This is a genomic window from Buchnera aphidicola (Aphis craccivora), from assembly GCF_005082145.1.
Taxonomy (GTDB): domain Bacteria; phylum Pseudomonadota; class Gammaproteobacteria; order Enterobacterales; family Enterobacteriaceae; genus Buchnera; species Buchnera aphidicola_U.
This window is the reverse complement of record NZ_CP034897.1, coordinates 82,322-102,186: the sequence shown is the minus strand read 5'-3', so window position 1 is coordinate 102,186 and position 19,865 is coordinate 82,322. Positions and strand designations below refer to the sequence as shown.

The 19,865-nt window shown below is 23.5% G+C and carries 19 protein-coding genes, 1 other RNA gene and 1 pseudogene; 8 read left to right on the top strand and 13 right to left on the bottom strand.

Annotated features, from left to right (window positions below; genetic code table 11):
• Positions 1 to 173: 173 nt before the first annotated feature.
• Positions 174 to 710, bottom strand: coding sequence for an endonuclease SmrB (smrB, locus tag D9V60_RS00495; RefSeq protein WP_158360413.1), 537 nt, complete (start codon positions 708 to 710; stop codon positions 174 to 176).
• Between the two features lie 202 nt (positions 711 to 912).
• Between smrB and aroC the strand changes: the two genes are divergently transcribed.
• From aroC to D9V60_RS00480, 3 genes are all read left to right on the top strand, one after another.
• Positions 913 to 1,983 carry a chorismate synthase gene (gene aroC, locus D9V60_RS00490; protein WP_158360412.1) on the top strand — a complete coding sequence of 357 codons (1,071 nt, stop codon included), beginning with the start codon at positions 913 to 915 and terminating at the stop codon, positions 1,981 to 1,983.
• 421 nt (positions 1,984 to 2,404) lie between these two features.
• Complete coding sequence (dapA, locus tag D9V60_RS00485) at positions 2,405 to 3,280, top strand: 4-hydroxy-tetrahydrodipicolinate synthase (RefSeq protein WP_158360411.1); 876 nt, start codon at positions 2,405 to 2,407, stop codon at positions 3,278 to 3,280.
• On the top strand, positions 3,267 to 3,533 hold the full coding sequence (locus tag D9V60_RS00480; RefSeq protein ID WP_158360410.1) for a hypothetical protein: 267 nt from the start codon (positions 3,267 to 3,269) through the stop codon (positions 3,531 to 3,533). Before dapA ends, D9V60_RS00480 begins: the two co-directional genes overlap by 14 nt.
• 117 nt (positions 3,534 to 3,650) lie before the next feature.
• On the opposite strand, the gene dapE is transcribed toward D9V60_RS00480, so the two are convergent.
• The 4 genes from dapE to D9V60_RS00460 form a co-directional block, all read right to left on the bottom strand.
• Positions 3,651 to 4,778, bottom strand: a complete 1,128-nt coding sequence (gene dapE, locus D9V60_RS00475; RefSeq protein WP_158360409.1) for a succinyl-diaminopimelate desuccinylase — start codon at positions 4,776 to 4,778, stop codon at positions 3,651 to 3,653.
• 101 nt (positions 4,779 to 4,879) lie between these two features.
• Complete coding sequence (gene tkt / locus D9V60_RS00470; protein WP_158360408.1) at positions 4,880 to 6,877, bottom strand: transketolase; 1,998 nt, start codon at positions 6,875 to 6,877, stop codon at positions 4,880 to 4,882.
• A 55-nt stretch (positions 6,878 to 6,932) separates the two neighbouring features.
• On the bottom strand, positions 6,933 to 7,883 hold the full coding sequence (gene tal, locus D9V60_RS00465) for a transaldolase (protein ID WP_158360407.1): 951 nt from the start codon (positions 7,881 to 7,883) through the stop codon (positions 6,933 to 6,935).
• Between the two features lie 118 nt (positions 7,884 to 8,001).
• Positions 8,002 to 9,219, bottom strand: coding sequence for a beta-ketoacyl synthase N-terminal-like domain-containing protein (locus tag D9V60_RS00460; RefSeq protein WP_158360406.1), 1,218 nt, complete (start codon positions 9,217 to 9,219; stop codon positions 8,002 to 8,004).
• 128 nt (positions 9,220 to 9,347) lie between these two features.
• On the opposite strand from D9V60_RS00460, the gene rsmI reads away from it, so the two are divergent.
• Entirely contained in the window at positions 9,348 to 10,205 is an 858-nt protein-coding gene (gene rsmI, locus D9V60_RS00455; protein ID WP_158360405.1) for a 16S rRNA (cytidine(1402)-2'-O)-methyltransferase, read from the top strand.
• 33 nt (positions 10,206 to 10,238) lie between these two features.
• Positions 10,239 to 10,616, top strand: an RNA gene (gene rnpB, locus D9V60_RS00450) — RNase P RNA component class A.
• 68 nt (positions 10,617 to 10,684) lie between these two features.
• On the opposite strand, the gene pmbA is transcribed toward rnpB, so the two are convergent.
• Positions 10,685 to 12,028: a metalloprotease PmbA gene (gene pmbA, locus D9V60_RS00445; RefSeq protein ID WP_158360404.1), complete on the bottom strand. Its 1,344-nt coding sequence runs from the start codon at positions 12,026 to 12,028 to the stop codon at positions 10,685 to 10,687.
• Between the two features lie 193 nt (positions 12,029 to 12,221).
• Here pmbA and ppa point away from each other — a divergent pair, with 193 nt between their 5' ends.
• Positions 12,222 to 12,761 carry an inorganic diphosphatase gene (gene ppa / locus D9V60_RS00440; RefSeq protein ID WP_158360403.1) on the top strand — a complete coding sequence of 180 codons (540 nt, stop codon included), beginning with the start codon at positions 12,222 to 12,224 and terminating at the stop codon, positions 12,759 to 12,761.
• 21 nt (positions 12,762 to 12,782) lie between these two features.
• On the opposite strand, the gene D9V60_RS00435 is transcribed toward ppa, so the two are convergent.
• Complete coding sequence (locus D9V60_RS00435; protein WP_158360402.1) at positions 12,783 to 15,470, bottom strand: translocation/assembly module TamB; 2,688 nt, start codon at positions 15,468 to 15,470, stop codon at positions 12,783 to 12,785.
• A gap of 241 nt (positions 15,471 to 15,711) precedes the next feature.
• On the opposite strand from D9V60_RS00435, the gene rpmB reads away from it, so the two are divergent.
• On the top strand, positions 15,712 to 15,939 hold the full coding sequence (gene rpmB, locus D9V60_RS00430) for a 50S ribosomal protein L28 (protein ID WP_158360401.1): 228 nt from the start codon (positions 15,712 to 15,714) through the stop codon (positions 15,937 to 15,939).
• 9 nt (positions 15,940 to 15,948) lie between these two features.
• Positions 15,949 to 16,116 (top strand): 50S ribosomal protein L33, encoded by a 168-nt coding sequence (gene rpmG / locus D9V60_RS00425; protein WP_158360400.1) that lies wholly within the window; start codon positions 15,949 to 15,951, stop codon positions 16,114 to 16,116.
• Positions 16,117 to 16,218: 102 nt separating this feature from the next.
• On the opposite strand, the gene fliR is transcribed toward rpmG, so the two are convergent.
• From fliR to D9V60_RS00400, 6 genes and pseudogenes are all read right to left on the bottom strand, one after another.
• On the bottom strand, positions 16,219 to 16,995 hold the full coding sequence (fliR, locus tag D9V60_RS00420) for a flagellar biosynthetic protein FliR (protein WP_158360399.1): 777 nt from the start codon (positions 16,993 to 16,995) through the stop codon (positions 16,219 to 16,221).
• Positions 16,995 to 17,264, bottom strand: coding sequence for a flagellar biosynthesis protein FliQ (fliQ, locus tag D9V60_RS00415; RefSeq protein WP_158360398.1), 270 nt, complete (start codon positions 17,262 to 17,264; stop codon positions 16,995 to 16,997). The genes fliR and fliQ overlap by 1 nt, the downstream gene beginning before the upstream one ends.
• 19 nt (positions 17,265 to 17,283) lie before the next feature.
• Positions 17,284 to 18,018, bottom strand: coding sequence for a flagellar type III secretion system pore protein FliP (fliP, locus tag D9V60_RS03135; protein ID WP_258013350.1), 735 nt, complete (start codon positions 18,016 to 18,018; stop codon positions 17,284 to 17,286).
• A gap of 45 nt (positions 18,019 to 18,063) precedes the next feature.
• Positions 18,064 to 18,420 (bottom strand): annotated as a pseudogene (fliO, locus tag D9V60_RS03130) (flagellar biosynthetic protein FliO); the annotation flags it as partial.
• Between the two features lie 14 nt (positions 18,421 to 18,434).
• Positions 18,435 to 18,614 (bottom strand): FliM/FliN family flagellar motor switch protein, encoded by a 180-nt coding sequence (locus D9V60_RS03165; RefSeq protein WP_410049988.1) that lies wholly within the window; start codon positions 18,612 to 18,614, stop codon positions 18,435 to 18,437.
• Positions 18,615 to 18,884: 270 nt separating this feature from the next.
• Complete coding sequence (locus D9V60_RS00400; protein ID WP_158360396.1) at positions 18,885 to 19,823, bottom strand: flagellar motor switch protein FliM; 939 nt, start codon at positions 19,821 to 19,823, stop codon at positions 18,885 to 18,887.
• Positions 19,824 to 19,865: the final 42 nt, after the last annotated feature.

The window sequence follows — 19,865 nt, the reverse complement described above, 5'->3', positions numbered from 1 at the left end:
AAATTTTCAAGAAATAAAATATTTAAAAAAATTATAAATATATAAATTTATTTTAATATTATTTTTTGTTAATAATTGATTTATTAATAATTAATATAAATTGAATATTTTAAATTATAATGTATTAATTATGAAATGTATTTTTAAAAAAATATTTTAAATTTATCTCGTGTTTAATTATAAACTTCAATGATTGCTATAATTGCAGCATCACTTCCAAAAATTCTAGGAGCTTGATGAAAAGCAACTATATCAGGGTGTTGAGATAACCAAAAAGGTATTTGCTGTTTTAAAATATTTTTTCCATAACCATGTATAATATGCGCACAAAAAATTTTTTCTTTTTGACAAATAGTAATAAGTTGACCTAACTTTTTTTGTGCTTGATATTGTGTTAATCCGTGTAAATCAAGAGAAATATCTGGTAAATATTTTCCTTTTTTTAATCGTTTCAAAATATTATTTGAACTTTTACTACGCATATAAGAAACTGGATTTTCTTTAAAAAAATTTTTTTCATTTTGTAAACAAGAAAAATAATAACTATGAGCTTCTTGTTCAAAAATACTTCTTTTTGATATTACATTTTGATTGGCTATTTTATTTATTCGTGAATGAAATATTGTATCTTGTACTATTTCTCGTGCACCATTTAAATATTTACGAAATGAAATATTTTTATCATTAGTATATTCTCGATTTTTGTTCATAATCATTAATTACCACAGCTTAAATAAATTTGCATTGTTTAAAATTATTGTTTTAATAAATATTTTTTTGATTATATAATTTAGTTTTTATAAAAACAACAAATAAAAATTTTATCATTATATTATTTAATAAAAAAATTACTTTTTTATTTTTTCTGTATAGTTATATTATTTAAATATAAAATAAAATAAGAAGAAAAATATGGCTGGAAATACAATTGGAAAAATGTTTTGTGTAACAACTTTTGGTGAATCACATGGAAAAGCATTAGGATGCATAGTAGATGGTGTTCCACCAGGTTTAAAATTATGTTCTAAAGATTTACAGAATGATTTAAATCGACGAAGACCAGGAACTTCTAGATATACTACACAAAGATGTGAATTAGATCAAATTGAAATACTTTCCGGAGTTTTTAATGGTATAACAACAGGAACAAGTATTGGTTTGATTGTTAATAACACTGATCAAAGATCGCAAGATTATAAAGAAATACAAAACTTATTTAGACCAGGACATGCTGATTATACTTATGAAAAAAAATATGGTATTAGAGATTATCGAGGAGGTGGAAGAGCATCAGCACGTGAAACTGTTATGCGAGTTGCAGCAGGAGCTATTGCGAAAAAATATCTTAAAAATCAATATGGAATAATAATTAGAGCATATTTATCAGCAATAGGTCATATTAAATGTACATTTGAATCATGGGAAGAAGTAAATAAAAATCCTTTTTTTTGTCCTAATTTAAGAAAAATTGAGGATATACAAGAATTAATTAAACAATTAAAAAAAATAGGTGATTCAATCGGAGCTGAAATAACTATTGTTGCTGAAAATATTCCTGTAGGACTTGGAGAACCAGTTTTTGATAGAATAGATGCAGACTTAGCACATGCATTGATGAGTATTAATGCAGTTAAAGGAGTAGAAATTGGAGACGGATTTTTAGTTGTCAACCAAAAAGGAAGTCAAAATCGAGATGAAATAACTCCATATGGATTTAAAAGCAATCATTGCGGAGGGATTTTAGGAGGTATTAGCAATGGTGAAAATATTGTACTAAAAGCAGCATTTAAACCTACTTCAAGCATACGTATACCAGGAAAAACAATTGATATAAATAATAAAAAATCAGAAATAATTGTAAAAGGTCGACATGATCCGTGTGTAGGAATCAGAGCTGTTCCAATAACTGAGGCAATGGTTGCTATTGTAGTTATGGATCATATATTAAGATTTAGAGCACAGTGTGAAAAAGCAATGAGTTAATATGTAATTAATTCAAAATAATTTTTTTTTGCTACTAAAACTATATATTTAGTAGCATAATAAAATAAATTTATCTTTTAACTTTTTGTATTTATTTTGCTTAGTCGAATAAAATTTAAATTTTTTATAAGAAATAATTAAAATATCTATAATATAATTATAGGTTTAATTTTTTTAAATAAATTTAATCAGTATAGTTTAATGATTTTATTTTATATTTATATAAAAAATTAAATATTTAAAATTAATTTTTAAAGTATATCATTAATAATATTAATATTAAGACTCTATTAATGTGATTACATAAAAAAATTTAAATTCATCAAAAGTCATTTAAATATATTATAATTTTTAATTTGATTAACTTTAAATTTTTTATCAATATACCATAAAATATTTTTTATGGAGGAAAACAAAACTAATGTTCACAGGAAGTATTGTAGCGCTAATTACACCAATGAATAAATCAGGTGGAATTTGTCATTCTAGTTTAAAAAAATTAATTGACTATCATGTATTGAATAAAACAGCGGCAATTGTTTCTATTGGTACAACTGGAGAATCAGCTACTTTAAGTCAAGAAGAACATATTAAAGTTGTTATGTCAACATTAGAAATTGCAAATAAAAGAATTCCTATTATTGCAGGAACAGGTGCAAATGCAACAACTGAAGCGATATCCCTAACAAAAAGATTTGAGGAATCTGGAATTTCTGCTTGTCTTACTGTAACCCCATATTACAATAAACCTACTCAAGAAGGATTATATCAGCACTTTAAAGCTATTTCAGAAAATACAGAACTACCACAAATCTTATATAATGTTCCTAGTCGAACAGGATGTGATTTACTACCACAGACTATTGCTAGATTATCTAAATTTAAAAATATTATTGGAATAAAAGAAGCAACTGGAGATTTATCAAGAATCAATCAAATTAAAAAAATAGTAAAAAATAATTTCTTACTAATTAGTGGTGATGATGCAACAGCACTAGATTTTATACAATTAGGTGGACAAGGAGTAATATCAGTAACAGCAAATATTGCTGCTAAAGAAATGGCAACAATGTGCTCATATGCATTACAAGGTGATTTTGTGAATGCAAGAATTATAAATGAGCGTTTATCTTTATTACATGAAGCATTGTTTATAGAACCAAATCCAATCCCAATTAAATGGTTAGCTAAAGAAATGGGTTTAATAAAAAATGATACTCTTCGTTTACCAATGACTCCAATTTCATCTGCTGGACAGATTCAACTTAAAAAAGCTCTTCAACATGCTAAATTTTAATAAAAACACATTTTTTTTTCAAAAAAAAGTAATTATTTTAAAATTTTTTATTATACTTTCAGTGACTTCTTGTCACTTAAATATTTTACAAAAAAATCATAATATTTTATTTAATAAAAATAATCAAAATCAACTTAAAAAACTAATTATTCCAGAAGAAATAAATGTTCCTACTGAAGATCAAGAATATAAAATACCTTATACAGAAGAAGATTTACAAAAAGAAAAAATTGATATATTTCCTCCTGTATAAATGAATCAGATAAAAAATACATAAAAAATTTCATTGATATACTAAAAATAGGTGCAGATTATCTTAAAAGATTTTCTGCATCATTTGTATTCAAATAAATAATAAATTATTTTTATTTTACACAAGCAATTTCTTCATAATATTTTCATAAATTAAAGTTAATATTTTTAAATCAGATATTTTAACACATTCATTTACTTTATGAATAGTCTGATTAGTTAATCCTAATTCTATTATTTGTGAATTAAATTTAGCAATAAAACGTCCATCTGAAGTTCCCCCATCAGTAGATAAGATTGGTTTATTTTTAGTGATATTTAAAATAGATTCAATTACAGTGTCTATTAGTAATCCTTTTTTTGTAATAAAAGGAAGTCCGGATAAATACCACTTTATTGAATAATTAATCTTATTTTGTTCTAATATTTTTTTAAATTTTGTTTTTATTTGATCTACAGATATTTCATTGCTAAATCGAAAATTAAATTGTACAAATAAATCACCTGGAATTATGTTATTACTTCCATTACCTGAATGAATATTTGGAATGTTTACACTCGTTGGGGAAAAAAAACTATTACCTTGATCTAAAGGTACGGATAATAATTTTAAAATAATAGGCAATCCTTTATGGATTGGATTATCAGCTAAATGCGGATACGCAATATGTCCTTGAACACCTAAAATTTTTAAATCAGCCGTTAAAGAACCACGTCGCCCATTTTTTATAAAATCACCAATTTCATTAGAACTAGTAGGTTCTCCTATGATGCAGTAATCAATTGTATCTTTTTTAGACATTAAATAATCTACTACTTTTATTGTTCCGTCGACAGCAGAAGATTCTTCGTCTGAAGTAATTAAAAAAGATAAACGACCTTTATGATTAGGGTATTTTTTTATAAACCTTTTTGATGCTACTAGCATAGCAGCCAAAGCACCTTTCATATCTGATGCGCCTCGGCCGAATAAAACATCATTCTTCACTAAAGGATGAAATGGATTATTATTCCAATCTTTATATGCTCCAGGTGAAACTACATCTGTATGACCAGCAAAAGTTAAAGTTTTACCTGATCCTCTAGTTGCCCAAAAATTATTTGTATTATTAATATTAATTTTTTTTATTTTAAATCCAAGGTTAGATAAAAAATTTATCATAATATCTTGACAACCTAAATCTTTTGGACTTACAGATGGAATTCGAATTAATTTTTTTGTTAATTCAGTTATTGGGCAAATCATATTTTTCTCTTCAAAATTCTTTTTTGCTAATTTTAAGTATTTTAAAAAATTATTGCAATGGGGCTTAAAGCCCCTAATAACTATTTCTAATAGTTAAAAAATTAATGTTTTAAAAAAGTTTTTGATTTATTAACTATATTTTCTACAGTAAAACCAAACTCTTTAAATAAAACATCAGCTGGAGCTGACTTTCCAAACGTTTCCATACCAATAATTAAACCATTTATTCCTACATATTTATACCAAAAATCTTTTGCACTTGCTTCTATTGCAATTCTTTTAGTAATATAAGAAGGTAATATAAACTCTTTATATTCACTATCTTGTCTATCAAAAACATTGTTAGAAGGCATTGAAATTACACGTACAGAATAACCTAAAGAAACAAGTTGTTTTGCAGCAAGCAAAGTAACTTCAACTTCAGATCCAGTTGATATAAAAATAACATCAATAGGTTTTTTAGAATCATATAATATATATGCACCATATGAAATATTACTTATTTGTTCTTTATTTCTATTAAACTGAAATAAATTTTGACGTGATAAAATTAAAGCTGTTGGACCTTGTTTTTTTTCAATTGCAAACTTCCATGCTATAGCAGTTTCAACTTGATCACAAGGTCTCCATACATCTAGATTAGGAGTCATTCTTAAATTAGCTAATTGTTCTATCGGTTGATGAGTAGGTCCATCTTCACCTAAACCAATAGAATCATGAGTATACACAAAAATATGTTTAGTATTCATTAATGCGGCCATACGAACAGCATTTCTTGCATATTCAACAAACATTAAAAATGTTGAAGTATACGGAATGAACCCACCATGATGCGAAATACCATTAGCAATCGCAGTCATACCGAATTCACGAACACCATAATGAATGTAATTTCCTGATGGATTTTCTGTTATAGAGCAAGAAGATGAACAAATAGTTAAATTGCTAGGAGATAAATCTGCTGATCCACCTATTAGCTCAGGCAATAATTTTACAAATTTTTCTAAAGTATTTTGAGAAGCATTACGACTTGCTATATTTTTTGGATTATTTTGCAATTCAATAATATACTCATTAGTTTTTTTATGCCATGTTATAGGTAATTCTTTTTTAAAACGTCTTAAATACTCTTTTGCAAGATCAGGATATTTTGATTTATATAAAGCAAATTTTTCATTCCATTCTTTTTCTAATTCTAAACCTTGTTCTACAAAGTTCCATTGTTTATAGATTTCTTGTGGAATTTCAAAAGGTAAATAATTCCATTTTAATTTTTTTCTTGTTAAAATAATTTCAGATTCACCAAGAGGAGCACCATGAGATTCTGATGTACCTGATTTGTTTGGCGATCCAAACCCAATAATAGTATTACAAATAATAATAGAAGGCTGATTTTTTACAAGCATTGCTTCTTTAATACTTTTCATAATAGAATTGGAATCATGACCATTAACTTTATCTATTACATGCCAATTATAAGATTTAAAACGCATTACTGTATTGTCTGTAAACCAATTTGATATTTTTCCATCTATTGAAATACCATTACTATCATAAAAAACAATTAATTTTCCTAATTTCAAAGTTCCAGCTAAGGAACAAACCTCGTGTGAGATTCCTTCCATTAAACATCCATCTCCTACAAATACCCAGGTATAATGATTTACTATATCAAAGTTTAAGCGATTAAAATAAGAGCTTAATGTTTTTTCTGCAATAGCCATTCCTACAGCATTTGCCAAACCTTGACCTAATGGACCAGTAGTGGTTTCAACACCTGGCGTTTCTTCTATTTCAGGATGACCTGGGGTTTTAGAATTAAGTGTTCTAAATTTTTTAATTTCTTCTATTGATAAATTATACCCAGTAAGATGCAATAAACTATAAAGCAACATTGAACCATGACCATTAGACAATACAAAACGGTCTCGATTATCCCATTTAGGGTTCTTGGGGCTATGTTTTAAAAAATTTCTCCATAAAACTTCAGCAATATCAGCCATACCCATTGGCATGCCAGGGTGACCTGACTTTGCATTTTGAACTGCATCTATACTTAACATACGAATTGCGTTCGATAATTTGTTTTCTAAAGACATAGATTTTTCCCGAATTTTAATTTTATAAAAAATAAATTAATATTTTATTAAATATTTATATCAATTTTGATATAATTTGTTCTAAAAGAAGTTGGTCTTTACCAAAATTTCTTATACCTTCTGATAACTTTTGAACAGCCATCTCATCTTGATTATGTTCCCATCTAAATTCTGATTCAGTAAGAGGAATAGGTGGTGCAGTAAAAATAGTAGGTGGAATTAATTTTCTATCAAATACTGCATTATTTGATTCAAGCTCTTTTAATAACTCAGGAGAAATAGTTAATCGATCGCATCCGGATAATAATAAAATTTGTTGAATATTTCGAAAACTAGCACCCATAATAATAGTTTTATAATTATGTTTTTTATAAAAATTGTATATTTTACGAACAGAGATCACCCCCGGATCTTCGTTATAAGAAAAATTTGATGTTAAATTTTTAGCCATATACCAATCATAAATACGACCAACAAATGGAGATATTAAAAATACATTAGATTCTGCGCAAGCGCGCGCTTGAGCAAAAGAAAACAAAAGAGTTAAATTACAAAAAATATTATCTTTTTTTAGTTCTTCTGCTGCTTTTATACATTCCCATGTAGCTGCTAATTTAATTAATACTTTTTTTCTAGAAACACCTTGATCTTCATACATTTTAATAATTTTTTTTGCCTTTAAAATACATTTTTCTTGATTAAAAGACAAACGAGCATCTACTTCACTAGAAATGTAACCTGGTATGTATTTTAAAATTTCTATACCAAGATCAACTAAAATTTTATCACTTGCATTTAATAATTGTTCTTTTTTTGAACCACCCTTTTTTTTTGCATATTTTACTGCTTGGTTTATAAATTTTTGATTAGAACTTAAATTTACTGCTTTTAATATTAGAGAAGGATTTGTAGTTGCATCTTCAGGTTTATATTTTCGAATAGAATTTATATCACTTGTGTCTGCAACAATTGTTGTAAATTTTCTTAGTAATTCTAACTGATTCATATATAGCCTTTATTGTTTAAGATAGTAAAAACTGATAAAAATATAAAATGTATTTTTTATTGTGTTAATAATATACATCTCATATATAATTCAAATAATATTTATTTTTATAAAAAAATTAGTATTTCTTTAATATTAAAGAAACATTAGTTCCTCCAAATCCAAAATTATTAGACATTGCCGTCGTAATTTTTTTAGAAATAGTTTTTTGTACAATATTCATATTTTTTGCATAAGGCTCTAATACCTTAATATTAATAGAAGGAGCTATAAAATTATATTGTAGCATTAATAAAATATAAATAATTTCATGCACTCCAGATGCGCCTAAAGAATGTCCAGTTATAGATTTTGTAGCTGAAATCATTGGTTTTTTTTCATTTAAAAAAGATTTTTCAATTGCTTTTAATTCAATTAAATCACCAATTTGAGTAGACGTTCCATGAGCATTTAAATAATCAATAGATAACTGTTTTTTATCTTTTGCTAAATTCATACATCTTAAAGCACCTTCTCCAGAAGGTATAACTATATTATCACCATCAGACGTTGCGGCATATCCAATAATTTCAGCATAAATATTAGCGGAACGAGAAAGTGCTGAATTTAAATCTTCGACAACTAAAATACCTCCTCCGCCTGATATTACAAAACCATCTCGTTTTAAATCGTATACACGAGATGCTTTAGTAGGAATATTGTTGAAATTTGAAGAAAGTGCTTTCATTGAATCGAATTCAGCAGCTAATTCACAACTTACTTCTTCTCCACCACCTGCAAAAATAAGATCTTGTTTGCCAAATTTAATTAATTCAAAGGCATTTCCAATACAATGTGCAGAAGTTGCACAAGCAGAATTAACAGAATAACTTACACCATAAATTTTAAATATAGTTGATAAACAAGCAGAAATCCCAGATGTCATAGATTTAATTGCAGTATATGGGCTTAAGGATCGAAAACCATAACGATTTTTTATAGTATTCATATCTTTGACATAATCTTTACGAGAACCTCCTCCAGAACCAACAATAAGTCCAACACGAGAATTCTTTTGATAATATTTATTTTTTAAATTAGCATCTTCAATAGCTTGCTCCATTGATAAAAAAGCATAAATAGAAGCATCAGTCATAAAACGAGATATTCTTTTACTTATTAAGTTTTTATGTTCTAACTTAATATTCCCCCATACTTGACTACGCATACCTAATTCTTTCATTTGTTCTGAAAAAGTTATTCCAGAACGACCATGATACAAAGAAGTTAAAACTTCTTGTTTATTATTACCAATACTAGAAATAATACCAAATCCTGTAATAACAACTCTTTTCACTTACTTTCCTTATTAATAATAAATTTTTATTAAATCAAATATAAAAAAGATTAAGTTTAATATTATTTATATAATAAATAACAAATTGTTTGATTAAAATAAATATAAAATATATTTGGATAAAAAAAGTGAATTTATTTAAAAATACCGGAATTCTTTATATAGTGCCAACACCTATTGGCAATCTATCTGATATTACTTATCGTGCTTTAGAAATATTAGAAAAAGTTAATTTAATAGCTTGTGAAAATATTCAACATACTAATATTTTACTAAAACATTTTAATATAAAAAATATCTTAATATCTTTTAATAAAAATAATGAAGCTCAAAAAAGTGACAATTTAATTAAACAATTAAACGAAGGAAAATTAATTGCTTTAGTATCTAATGCTGGAACTCCAGTAATAAATGATCCAGGTTATTTATTAATAAAAAAATGTCATCTATTGAATATTAAAATAATTCCTCTTCCTGGGCCTTGTGCAGCTATTACCGCATTAAGCGCATCTGGAATATCTACTCATCGTTTTTGTTATGAAGGATTTCTTCCTTCTAAAAAAAAATTAAGACGAAATTTACTGCATTCTCTAAAAAAAGAAAAACGAACAATTATCTGTTATGAGTCAAAACATAGAATAATTGAAACGATTAAAGATATAATAAATGAAATTGATAAAAATAGACACATAGTAATCGCTAGAGAAATAACAAAAAAATGGGAAATAATTTATGGGAATAAAGCTTATTTAATACTTTCTTGGTTAAAATCAGATATAAATTATTATAATAAAGGAGAAAATGTTATTGTTATAGATGGTTATAAAGAACTAAAAGATACAAATTTTCCAGATAAAGTAATTGATACTTTTATATTATTAAGAAAATTCCTGTCATTAAAGCAATCAGTACTTATTACGTCTAAAATTCATAAAATCAATAAAAATAATTTATATCAATATGCAATAAAAAAAGAAGAAAAGTGACATTGTTATTAAAATAGAATATAATATTTTTAAGAAGTTAACTAAAACAGTCGCTGTTTAGTTGTTAACCTAAAGAGAGGAAAGTCCGGGCTCCATAGAGCAAGGTGCCAGGTAACACCTGGAAAGTGCGAACTTATGACTAGTGCAACAGAAAAAAAACCACCAAACTTAATATTAGATATCATATTATTAAAAACGGAAAGGGTGAAAAGGTGTGGTAAGAGCACACCGCATAATTGGTAACAATTTATGGCATGGTAAACTCCACCTGGAGCAAAGTCAAATATAGGTTATTAAGGTATTGCTCGTACTAAAAAAAAACCTGGGTAGACTGCTTGAATTAGCAAGCAATTGCTAATCTAGATGAATGACTGTTTAAAACAGAACCCGGCTTATCTGTTAACTTCTTAATACAAAATATTTCAAAAGGTAATAAATTTATTACCTTTTTACTTAAATTAATCGATTAGAATTAAAAATTAATTTCCTGAAATCTGCATTTCAGATACCAATATAGAACCACATTGAATCTTATTACGCATATCAATATCATTACTGATACTAAGAATATTAAACCACATATCTTTTAAATTACCAGATATAGTAATTTCATTTACCGGATGTTGAATTTTTCCATTTTCAACCCAAAAACCCATTGCACCTTGTGAATAATTTCCACTAACAATATCTACGCCTTGCCCCATTAGTTCAGTGACTAATAATCCCGTATTCATATTTTTTAATAAATTTTCAAATGATATATTTTGATTAGAAATCAACCAGTTATAAGTTCCTCCAGAATTTCCAGTGCTAATTAATCCTAGTTTACGAGAATTATAACTATTAAGTAACCAAGTTTTTAATATTCCATTTTCAACTATATATTTTATAGATGTTTTTACACCTTCATTATCAAATGGTTTACTTCCTAATCCTTGCGGAATATGTGGATTTTCTATAATATTTAACCAAATAGGAAAAATTTTTTTTTGTAAATCATTAAGTAAAAAAGTAGATTTACGATAAACATTGTCTCCACTGATAGCTGGTACAAGATGAGAAAAAAAATTCGAAGATATTTCTCTTGAAAATATAATAGAAGCTTTCATAGTATTAATTTTTTTAGAACCTAATCGAGAAATAGCACGTTGTGCGGTTCTTTTTCCTAAAATATCAGGTTTTTCTAAATTTTCTATTTTTCTAGAATTAGAATAATAAAAATCTCTTTGCATTGAATTTTTATCTTTTGCAATCATGCAATTATAAGCTGAATAAATAGTAGATTTATATTTTTCTAACATTCCTAAACTATTTCCGAAAACATTTATAGTAATATGATTACTAAAAAAACTTCCTTCACTATTAACAATTCTTTTATCAAATTTAAACGCTTCTTTTTCTGCTATAGAAGCAAAATGAATTCCATTTTTAATATTTAGTTCAGAAGGATAAAATAAATCAAGATCTTGAGCATGAAAACAAAGTAATTTTAATTCTGGTAATCCTACAAAAAAATCAGAAGAAGAATTTTTAGAAATATCCAAAGCAATTTCTAATATTTTTTTAATGCCATTAAGACTGAAATCTCTAGAAGATACACTACCTTTAGAAAACTTGTTATACAAGGTAATAAATAGTGCTCCATCACTGTTAAACTCTACATTTTCTACAATATTATTTCTAACATTAACATTAATTCCTATTGTTTTTTTAATAAAAACTTCAATGGAACAATTAGTTGTTTGTTTTGCTAGTTGTAAAGTATTTTTTACTGTATTTATTAATAAATTTTCTTCGCTTTTAATTTGATGTATTAATTTCATTTGTAACTCCTAAATAATATATATAATATATAAATAAGATATATTAATATTAATTTATCAATAACTGTATAAAAATAATCGTTTTTAAAAACAAATTATTTTTTGAAAATAGGCAATATTTAATTTTTATTTTTTTAAAAAATATAAAAATTTAATAATAAAATATTTTTAAAACATAAAAAGGTGAACATCAATGAATTATAATAAAATCATTGCAGGTGATAATATACCAAATGATATATATGTTATCATTGAAATACCATCTAATTCGTCTCCTATTAAATATGAAATAGACAAAAAATCAGGTTTTCTTTTTGTAGATCGTTTTATATCAACACCAATGTTTTATCCTTGTAATTATGGATATATCAATCAAACATTATCTATGGATAACGATCCTTTAGATGTTTTAGTACCATCTCTATATCCTATAAAATCTCAATCAGTGATTCACTGTAAACCTATTGGAATACTACAAATGAAAGATGAATCAGGAGATGATGCCAAAATTATAGCTGTACCAAAAAGTAAAATTTGTAAAACATATAAATATATTAATGATATTTCAGATATATCAGATTTATTGAAAGAACAAATAGAACATTTTTTTAAATATTACAAAAAAATAGAAACAGAAAAATGGACAAAAATTATAGGATGGGGTAATCATGAAGCTGCAAAATTAGAAATTAGCTCTTCATGTAATCGGTTTAAAAATAAAAAAAATATATAAAAATCTATTTTTAGTCTATTTTTAAAAAATAAAATCTTTTTCATTAATTTTAAAATCAAATAAATAAGATTTTAAATATCCAATTAAATCATATTTAAATAAAAAATAATGCAAATTTAATTGAGAACAAATATTTAATTTTATTTTTGGAAACACAAAAAAAAGAACTTGATTACTATTAAAAAAAATATTCCATTCTATAGAATTAAGAATATTATTTTTTGGCGTTGAATACAATTGAAATAACAGATTTCCTTGTTTTACAAAAATTAATTGATTAATTTTTATATATTTAATTAAATTTAAAGAAGGATAAAAAAACAAAACAATATATTTTAGTATTTTATTACTTTTAATATAAAAATTTTTTAAATGAATATCAGCCAATATATTAGGCTGATATAAAGTTCCTAAAAATTTTATATTCCCAATACATATTCCTTCTATCATTGTTGAATTCGGAATAAAAAAATTCAAAATCGAAGAAGGAAAATTAAATAAAAAACATTTACCTTGTATTTTTTGTTTATGAACAAAATCAAAAATATTTAAAAATCCAAATAATTTTTTATTTTTATTTTTTAATGGATATATTATCCAGTGAGATATAAGATTATTTTTTTTTAAATTTACAAATAATTTAAAAAAAGATATTTTTTTAGAAAAAATTTTACTTTTTATTGTTTTTTGTAATTTTATATTATGAGCATATAAAAATATTTTTATGTTAGAAAGTTTGTATTTTTTCTTTGATATAAATTTTGTTTGAAAAAATAAATTAGTTTTCAAATTAATAGATGAATTAAAAATAGATGAAAATAAAAATTTTTTAACTGCACAAATTTTATAAGTAATAGAATTTTTATGCCTTATTTTATTTTTTTTTATATTTTTATAATTAAATAAAAACATAACTGGATTATTATTTATAATCCATTTTTTATTAAAAGTCGAAATATTTACTTTTTTTAAAAAACCTTTCCAAATTGTAGCGTTATGATTAAATTTTCCATCTACAATAAAATTCATAGTCAAATTTTTATTTTTTAAATAAAAAGAAAAATTTTGACTTGTATTATTCCAATGCATTTTTATGTTTAAATAATCTAAATAAAATTTTAAAAACTTAATTTTTTTTATAGTAAGAGAAATATTTTTTTTAAAATTTTTTTCAGTATTCATATTAATAAACATTTTAATACTATTTAAATAAATTGTATTATTCCAATTTAGTTTTTCCCCTAAAAAAACAGCAGAAATAATAGGTGAAAAATAAAACCCATATATATTTAATGTCGCTGTAATTACACCTTTCAAATTAGGTATAAAATAATCTAAATTATTCGCGTTAATAGATGAACTCACGTTAATAAATTTTGATATTGAACCTGATAAAAAACCTTGATTTTTTCCGGAGAAAAAACTTATTTTGGGTATTTTTATGCCATTAATTTTATTGTAATGCAAAGCGCCTAATACGAATAATTTTTTATCTATTATATTTGCTTGAACATTAAAATTCGGAATATTAATACTATTTATGCCTTTATTAAAATTATTTAATATATTAATATTGCCTTTTAATTTAGAAATATATTGAGTTTTATTTTCTTTTTTTAAATTATCTAATTTATTATTCTTAAGATGTTTAAGCAATGGAGCACAATAAATTTGATTTAAAGAAATATTTTTTAAATTTCCATTACCAAAAATATTTAAAATAACTGATGGCATACCTGATATGCTAATAATATTTTTTAATGATAAATAATAATTATTAACGGTTCCTTTTAAAATTACATTAAAATTTTTTGAATTAAGTATTAAATTTTTCTTTATTGGTAATGATAGACGGTGAATATATAAGTTAATATATATAGGATGATTTAAATTATTTAATAATATTTTTCCATATAAATTAAGTTTAAAAAAATCATCAAATTTTAATTTAAATATAAATTTTTTATTAAAACTACCTCGAAATAAAATATTTTTAAATTTTTGATGAAAAAATTTAATTTTTTTACATTGTATAGATATTAAATTTATATTTACTGGAAATGAAAATTTTTTGTGCTCTAAAAAAAAATATAAAAAATCATTTATTTTTTTTTTGTTAAAAATATTTTGTTTATTTAAAAAATACTGTTGATTATCTTTTTTGCAATTTAAAAAAATAAAATCGATACAAGTACGAAGTACAGTAAAATGATTATTAATTAATTTTGCTCCACTATTAATATTTGATAAAATTATATTTATATTTTTTGATTTTAGTAAAATTTTATCAAAATGAATTTTTTTTAACACAATATAATTATTAAAAAAAATATTTTTTTTTAATATATTTTTTTGAAAATATTTTGTTTTTAAAGAAAATAAATTATTTTTATTAAATGAAAAAATTAAGTTTTTTGTTTCAATTTTCTTAAAAATTTTATGATCTTTAAATAAAGATTTTGGATCAATTAATATATGAATATTAGTAGCTTTAATAGACGTTCCTAAAAAATCATAAGTAATGTTTTTCAATGTAAAATCACGCCAATTACCTGACATTACTTCTGTTTTTAATCCCCAAAAAAAATAATTTGTAATATTAAAAAATAATTTAAATCCAAAATTACTTTCTAATAAAAATACTATTAAAAAAATTAAACTAGAAAAAAAAATCAAAGATTTAGATAAATATCTCTGATATATACTCATATAAATCATCCTAAATTAAAAAATTAATTAGTACTTGAAAATATAAAACTATATATTATATTAATTTAAATAAAAAATTTTATATCTTTAAATAAAACAACTATTTAATTTTCTTTTTTTTTTATAGTAAAATAATACAAAATACATAATTATTAAATTAATATATAATTTATATTGTTATATTACTTAGTAATTTTTTTAAATTAAAATAGTACAAAATTAATTCTAGGAAAAATTTTATATGTCTCGTATATGTCAAGTTACCGGAAAAAAACGGATGATTGGTAATAATAGATCACATGCTTTAAATGCGACAAAAAGAAAATTCTTACCAAATATTCAAAATCATCGTTTTTGGATCCCAGAACAAAAAAGATTTATTAAATTGCGTGTATCTGCTAATGGAATGCGTTGTATTGATAAACATGGAATCGAATCAATTCTAAAAAAAATAAAAAATAAAAAATAAGGGCATAAAATGGCTAAAAAAAATAGAGAAAAAATAAAAATGATTTCTTCTTCAGGAACAGGACATTATTATACTACTACTAAAAATAAAAGAAATACACCTGATAAACTCGTACTTAAAAAATACGATCCAACTATTCGAAAACATGTGTTGTATAACGAAGGAAAAATTAAATAGATAAAATTTAAAAATATTATTATAAAACTAAAGTATAATTTAACATAAATTATACTTTATAAATAATTTACTAATTTTAAAATACTGACTAGATTACAAAAACTATACTTTTAAAAAAATATCAGATAAAAATAAAATTAATTGACTTAATAAATTATTAAAAATAGGAAAAGAAATAGATATTAAATAATACAACACTATTATTCCTATTAATAAATTTAATGGAAAACCAATAGAAAAAATAGACATTTGAGGAGATAAACGATTTAAAATACTCATTATTAAATTAGATAATAATAAAAATATTATAATTGGTAAAACAAACATAATACTATTTAAAAAAATATTACTAGAAAATTTTAATAAATTTAAAAAAACATTACTGTTTAAAAAAACAACATTAATAGGTATACTATAAAAAGTATTAATTAATATAGATATTAAATAAAGATGCGCATTAACCGACAAAAATAAAGAAAGCATTAAAACATTTAATAAACGAGATATTATAGAAACACCAATGTTGCTATTCGCATTAAAAAAAGTTGCAAATGATAATCCCATTTGCAATCCTATAAGTTCTCCTGAAAAATTAATTGTAGCAAACAAAAATTGACAAGTAAACCCTAAAGTAATACCAATAAAAATTTGTTGTAGCAAAAGTAATAAACCAGAAAAAGAAAACATTTCGATATTTATTTTTGGTAAAAATGGAAATACTATCCAAGTAATTAATATAGATAAAACTATTTTAGTTTTTTTATTTATATGCTGATCATTAAAAATTGGGGCAGTTGAAAAAAATGCTAAAATACGAACTAAAGGCCAAAAAAAACTACTTATAATCGTTAGTAACTGTAAATTATTAAATATTAACATTATTTTATAATTACTGGTATATTATTAAACAAGTTATGCATATAATCTAACATAACACCTAACATCCAAGGACCAAATATAGCAATTGTAGCTAAAATAGAAATTATTTTAGGAATAAATGAAAGAGTTTGTTCATTTACTTGCGTAGCAGCTTGTAATATACTAATAATCAAACCACTTATTAAAGCAGATAATAATAATGGAGATGCAATCATTAATGCAACTTTCATAGCTTGACTAAATAAAACCATTACATATTCAGGAGTCATAAAAAATCCCATTAAAAAATTACATATTAAAACTTTGCGATAGCGAAGTTACTAATAATTGCCATCCATCTACTAACACAAACAACATTAATTTAAAAGGTAACGAAATCGTTGAAGGAGGAACCATCATCATGCCAAGAGCCATTAAAACGCTAGCAACAACTAAATCGATAATTAAAAAAGGTATGAAGATAGTAAAACCAATTTGAAAAGCTGTTTTTAATTCGCTTGTAATAAATGAAGGCAACAAAATTCGCATAGGTATGTCGTTTTTATCTTTATAGTAAGAAATATGTGCTATTTTCGAAAATAATTCTAAATCAGATATTCTTGTTTGATTTAACATAAATTTTTTCAATGGAATTGAACCTTTTAAAATAGCTTCGTCCATATTGATTTGTTCCTTACTAAAAGGAATATAAGCTTCTTCATAAACTTTCTCAAAAGTTGGAGACATTATAAAAAAAGTTAAAAAAAGCGCTAAACCTAATAATATTTGATTAGGAGGGGCATATGGAGTTCCTAAAGCGTTTCTTAGTAATCCAAAAACAATAATAATTCGGGTAAAACTAGTCATCATTAAAAGAAAAGCTGGAAGAAAAGTAAGTGCAGTTAAAAAAACTAAAGTTTGTATAGGTAGCGACCAAGTTTGAGTTCCATCATTTAAATTATGAATCGTTGGTCCGGGTATATCAGCATAAACCAAGGAAGAAAATAATAATAAAAATAAAAATGGAATAGTTTTATAAAGCATTGTTTTTTTCAAAAACATTTTAGTAAAATTTTTGAAAAAATCGTAACAATTTTTTTTTGGCAACATAATTTTTTCTTCTTTACTAGGTAACTCGTCTTTTAATTGAGATGTTAATGTATGCAGATGAGTAATATTAGTTTTTGTTACACCTAATATTAATTTTACCTTTTCTATTTCTATCATGACAATAGCTTCATTGGATCCTAATGATATTTTTTCTATAATATTTATATAAGAATTTTTTTTATTTTTGTTTAATGAAATTTTTTTTATAATCCAACTTAAAACTAATATTAATAATATTATTTGTCCTAATGAACTAGCTATTTGAAAAAAATTGATATTATTAAATACTGATTGGGAATTATTTAATGTTAATTGTGATTCAATATTATTTTTCATAAAATTCAAATTTATCAATTCATAGTATTTAAAGAATTTTTTATATTAATAATTCGCACACCATATGTGTTTTCTGACATAACAATTTCACCAAGCGCAACTAATTTGTCATTAGCAAAAATTTTTAAAGGCTCCTCTTTTTGTGTGTTTAAAAAAAGCATACTTCCTTTTGAAAAATTTAGTAGTTCTCTTATTTTAATTTTTGTTCTACCTAATTCTATAGTGATATTTACAGGTATATCAAATATTATTTCTTTTTTATTGTTTATTTTCTCAGAACTAACAGATATTTTTTTTTCAAGGTTATTTACTTTTTGAACGTTTTCATTTTGAACGTTTTCATTTTGAACGTTTTCATTTTGAACGTTTTCATTTTGAACGTTTTCATTTTTTTTTCATTTTGAACGTTTTCATTATTTTGAATAAAATTATTAATTTTTTCAGAATCATCTTTTTTTTTCAATTTATTCATTAAAAAACTCCTCACATTTATTTGCATCTAAATTTTTATGTATAAATTTATTTAAAAAAACAACTAATTTTTCATCAAAAATTTTATATTTACCTAAAAAAATGGGTGTTTTTTGCGTAGATACAATTACTTTATCAGGACTATCAATCAGTAAAACATCCCCTATAGATAAACTATTATATTTTATTTTAGAAGATATTATTAATTCAGAAACAAGATCTAATTTAATATCATATAAATCAATAATAGAAATATTTTTATCAGCATTTATATTTTTTATTAAAGACTTTTTATTATTTTTTGAAGAAATTGTTTTCTGAAAATTGCGCTTCATTATTGAAAGAGGAAATAAAATACTTAAAAAAATTTCTACATTATTAACACTTAAACTAAAATAATTAGTTATATAATTCTCTTTCATAAAAAGATTTTTTTCAATATCAAAAATTTTTACATGTGAAGCTTTTATATCAATAGAAAAAAATTTTTTAAAAGATTTGCAATAAGCGTTAAAAATTAATTTTAATATTTTTTGAGCAATAATTTCTTCTGTATATGTAAGATTTCTTTGTTTGGTAATTTTTTCTGTACAGGTACCATTTCCTCCAAATAACAAATCTATAAAAACAGACAAAAAATTATCTGAAAAAAATATATAAGATTTTTTATTTAAATTTAATATTTCTATTTCATTGGAAAATAAATATTTTATATTTCTATCATTATCTGTATAAGAGTTTGCTTTAATAGAAAAAAAATTCAATTTTACATGATTTTGAACAAAATTTGAAAAATATATTATTATTTTCTTTATAAATTTTTCATTTATTGTTTCTAATATTTTAATTTCATCTATATTCAAAATATTATGTATTTCTTCTTTTCCATTAATAACTTTATTTACAATATTAAAATAATTACTTTTGCCCATTTATTATATACCTTATAGGTAAAAATGGTGAAAATTAAATTA

Bases quoted from the DNA above. Each gene is read 5' to 3' on its own strand.
- tal (WP_158360407.1), bottom strand. From the start codon at position 7,883: ATGAATCAGTTAGAATTACTAAGAAAATTTACAACAATTGTTGCAGAC.
- dapE (WP_158360409.1), bottom strand. From the start codon at position 4,778: ATGATTTGCCCAATAACTGAATTAACAAAAAAATTAATTCGAATTCCA.
- smrB (WP_158360413.1), bottom strand. From the start codon at position 710: ATGAACAAAAATCGAGAATATACTAATGATAAAAATATTTCATTTCGT.
- aroC (WP_158360412.1), top strand. From the start codon at position 913: ATGGCTGGAAATACAATTGGAAAAATGTTTTGTGTAACAACTTTTGGT.
- pmbA (WP_158360404.1), bottom strand. From the start codon at position 12,028: ATGAAATTAATACATCAAATTAAAAGCGAAGAAAATTTATTAATAAAT.
- fliP (WP_258013350.1), bottom strand. From the start codon at position 18,018: ATGCTTTATAAAACTATTCCATTTTTATTTTTATTATTATTTTCTTCC.
- D9V60_RS00480 (WP_158360410.1), top strand. From the start codon at position 3,267: ATGCTAAATTTTAATAAAAACACATTTTTTTTTCAAAAAAAAGTAATT.
- fliQ (WP_158360398.1), bottom strand. From the start codon at position 17,264: ATGACTCCTGAATATGTAATGGTTTTATTTAGTCAAGCTATGAAAGTT.
- dapA (WP_158360411.1), top strand. From the start codon at position 2,405: ATGTTCACAGGAAGTATTGTAGCGCTAATTACACCAATGAATAAATCA.
- rpmG (WP_158360400.1), top strand. From the start codon at position 15,949: ATGGCTAAAAAAAATAGAGAAAAAATAAAAATGATTTCTTCTTCAGGA.
- rpmB (WP_158360401.1), top strand. From the start codon at position 15,712: ATGTCTCGTATATGTCAAGTTACCGGAAAAAAACGGATGATTGGTAAT.
- D9V60_RS00435 (WP_158360402.1), bottom strand. From the start codon at position 15,470: ATGAGTATATATCAGAGATATTTATCTAAATCTTTGATTTTTTTTTCT.
- fliR (WP_158360399.1), bottom strand. From the start codon at position 16,995: ATGTTAATATTTAATAATTTACAGTTACTAACGATTATAAGTAGTTTT.
- D9V60_RS00400 (WP_158360396.1), bottom strand. From the start codon at position 19,823: ATGGGCAAAAGTAATTATTTTAATATTGTAAATAAAGTTATTAATGGA.
- tkt (WP_158360408.1), bottom strand. From the start codon at position 6,877: ATGTCTTTAGAAAACAAATTATCGAACGCAATTCGTATGTTAAGTATA.
- ppa (WP_158360403.1), top strand. From the start codon at position 12,222: ATGAATTATAATAAAATCATTGCAGGTGATAATATACCAAATGATATA.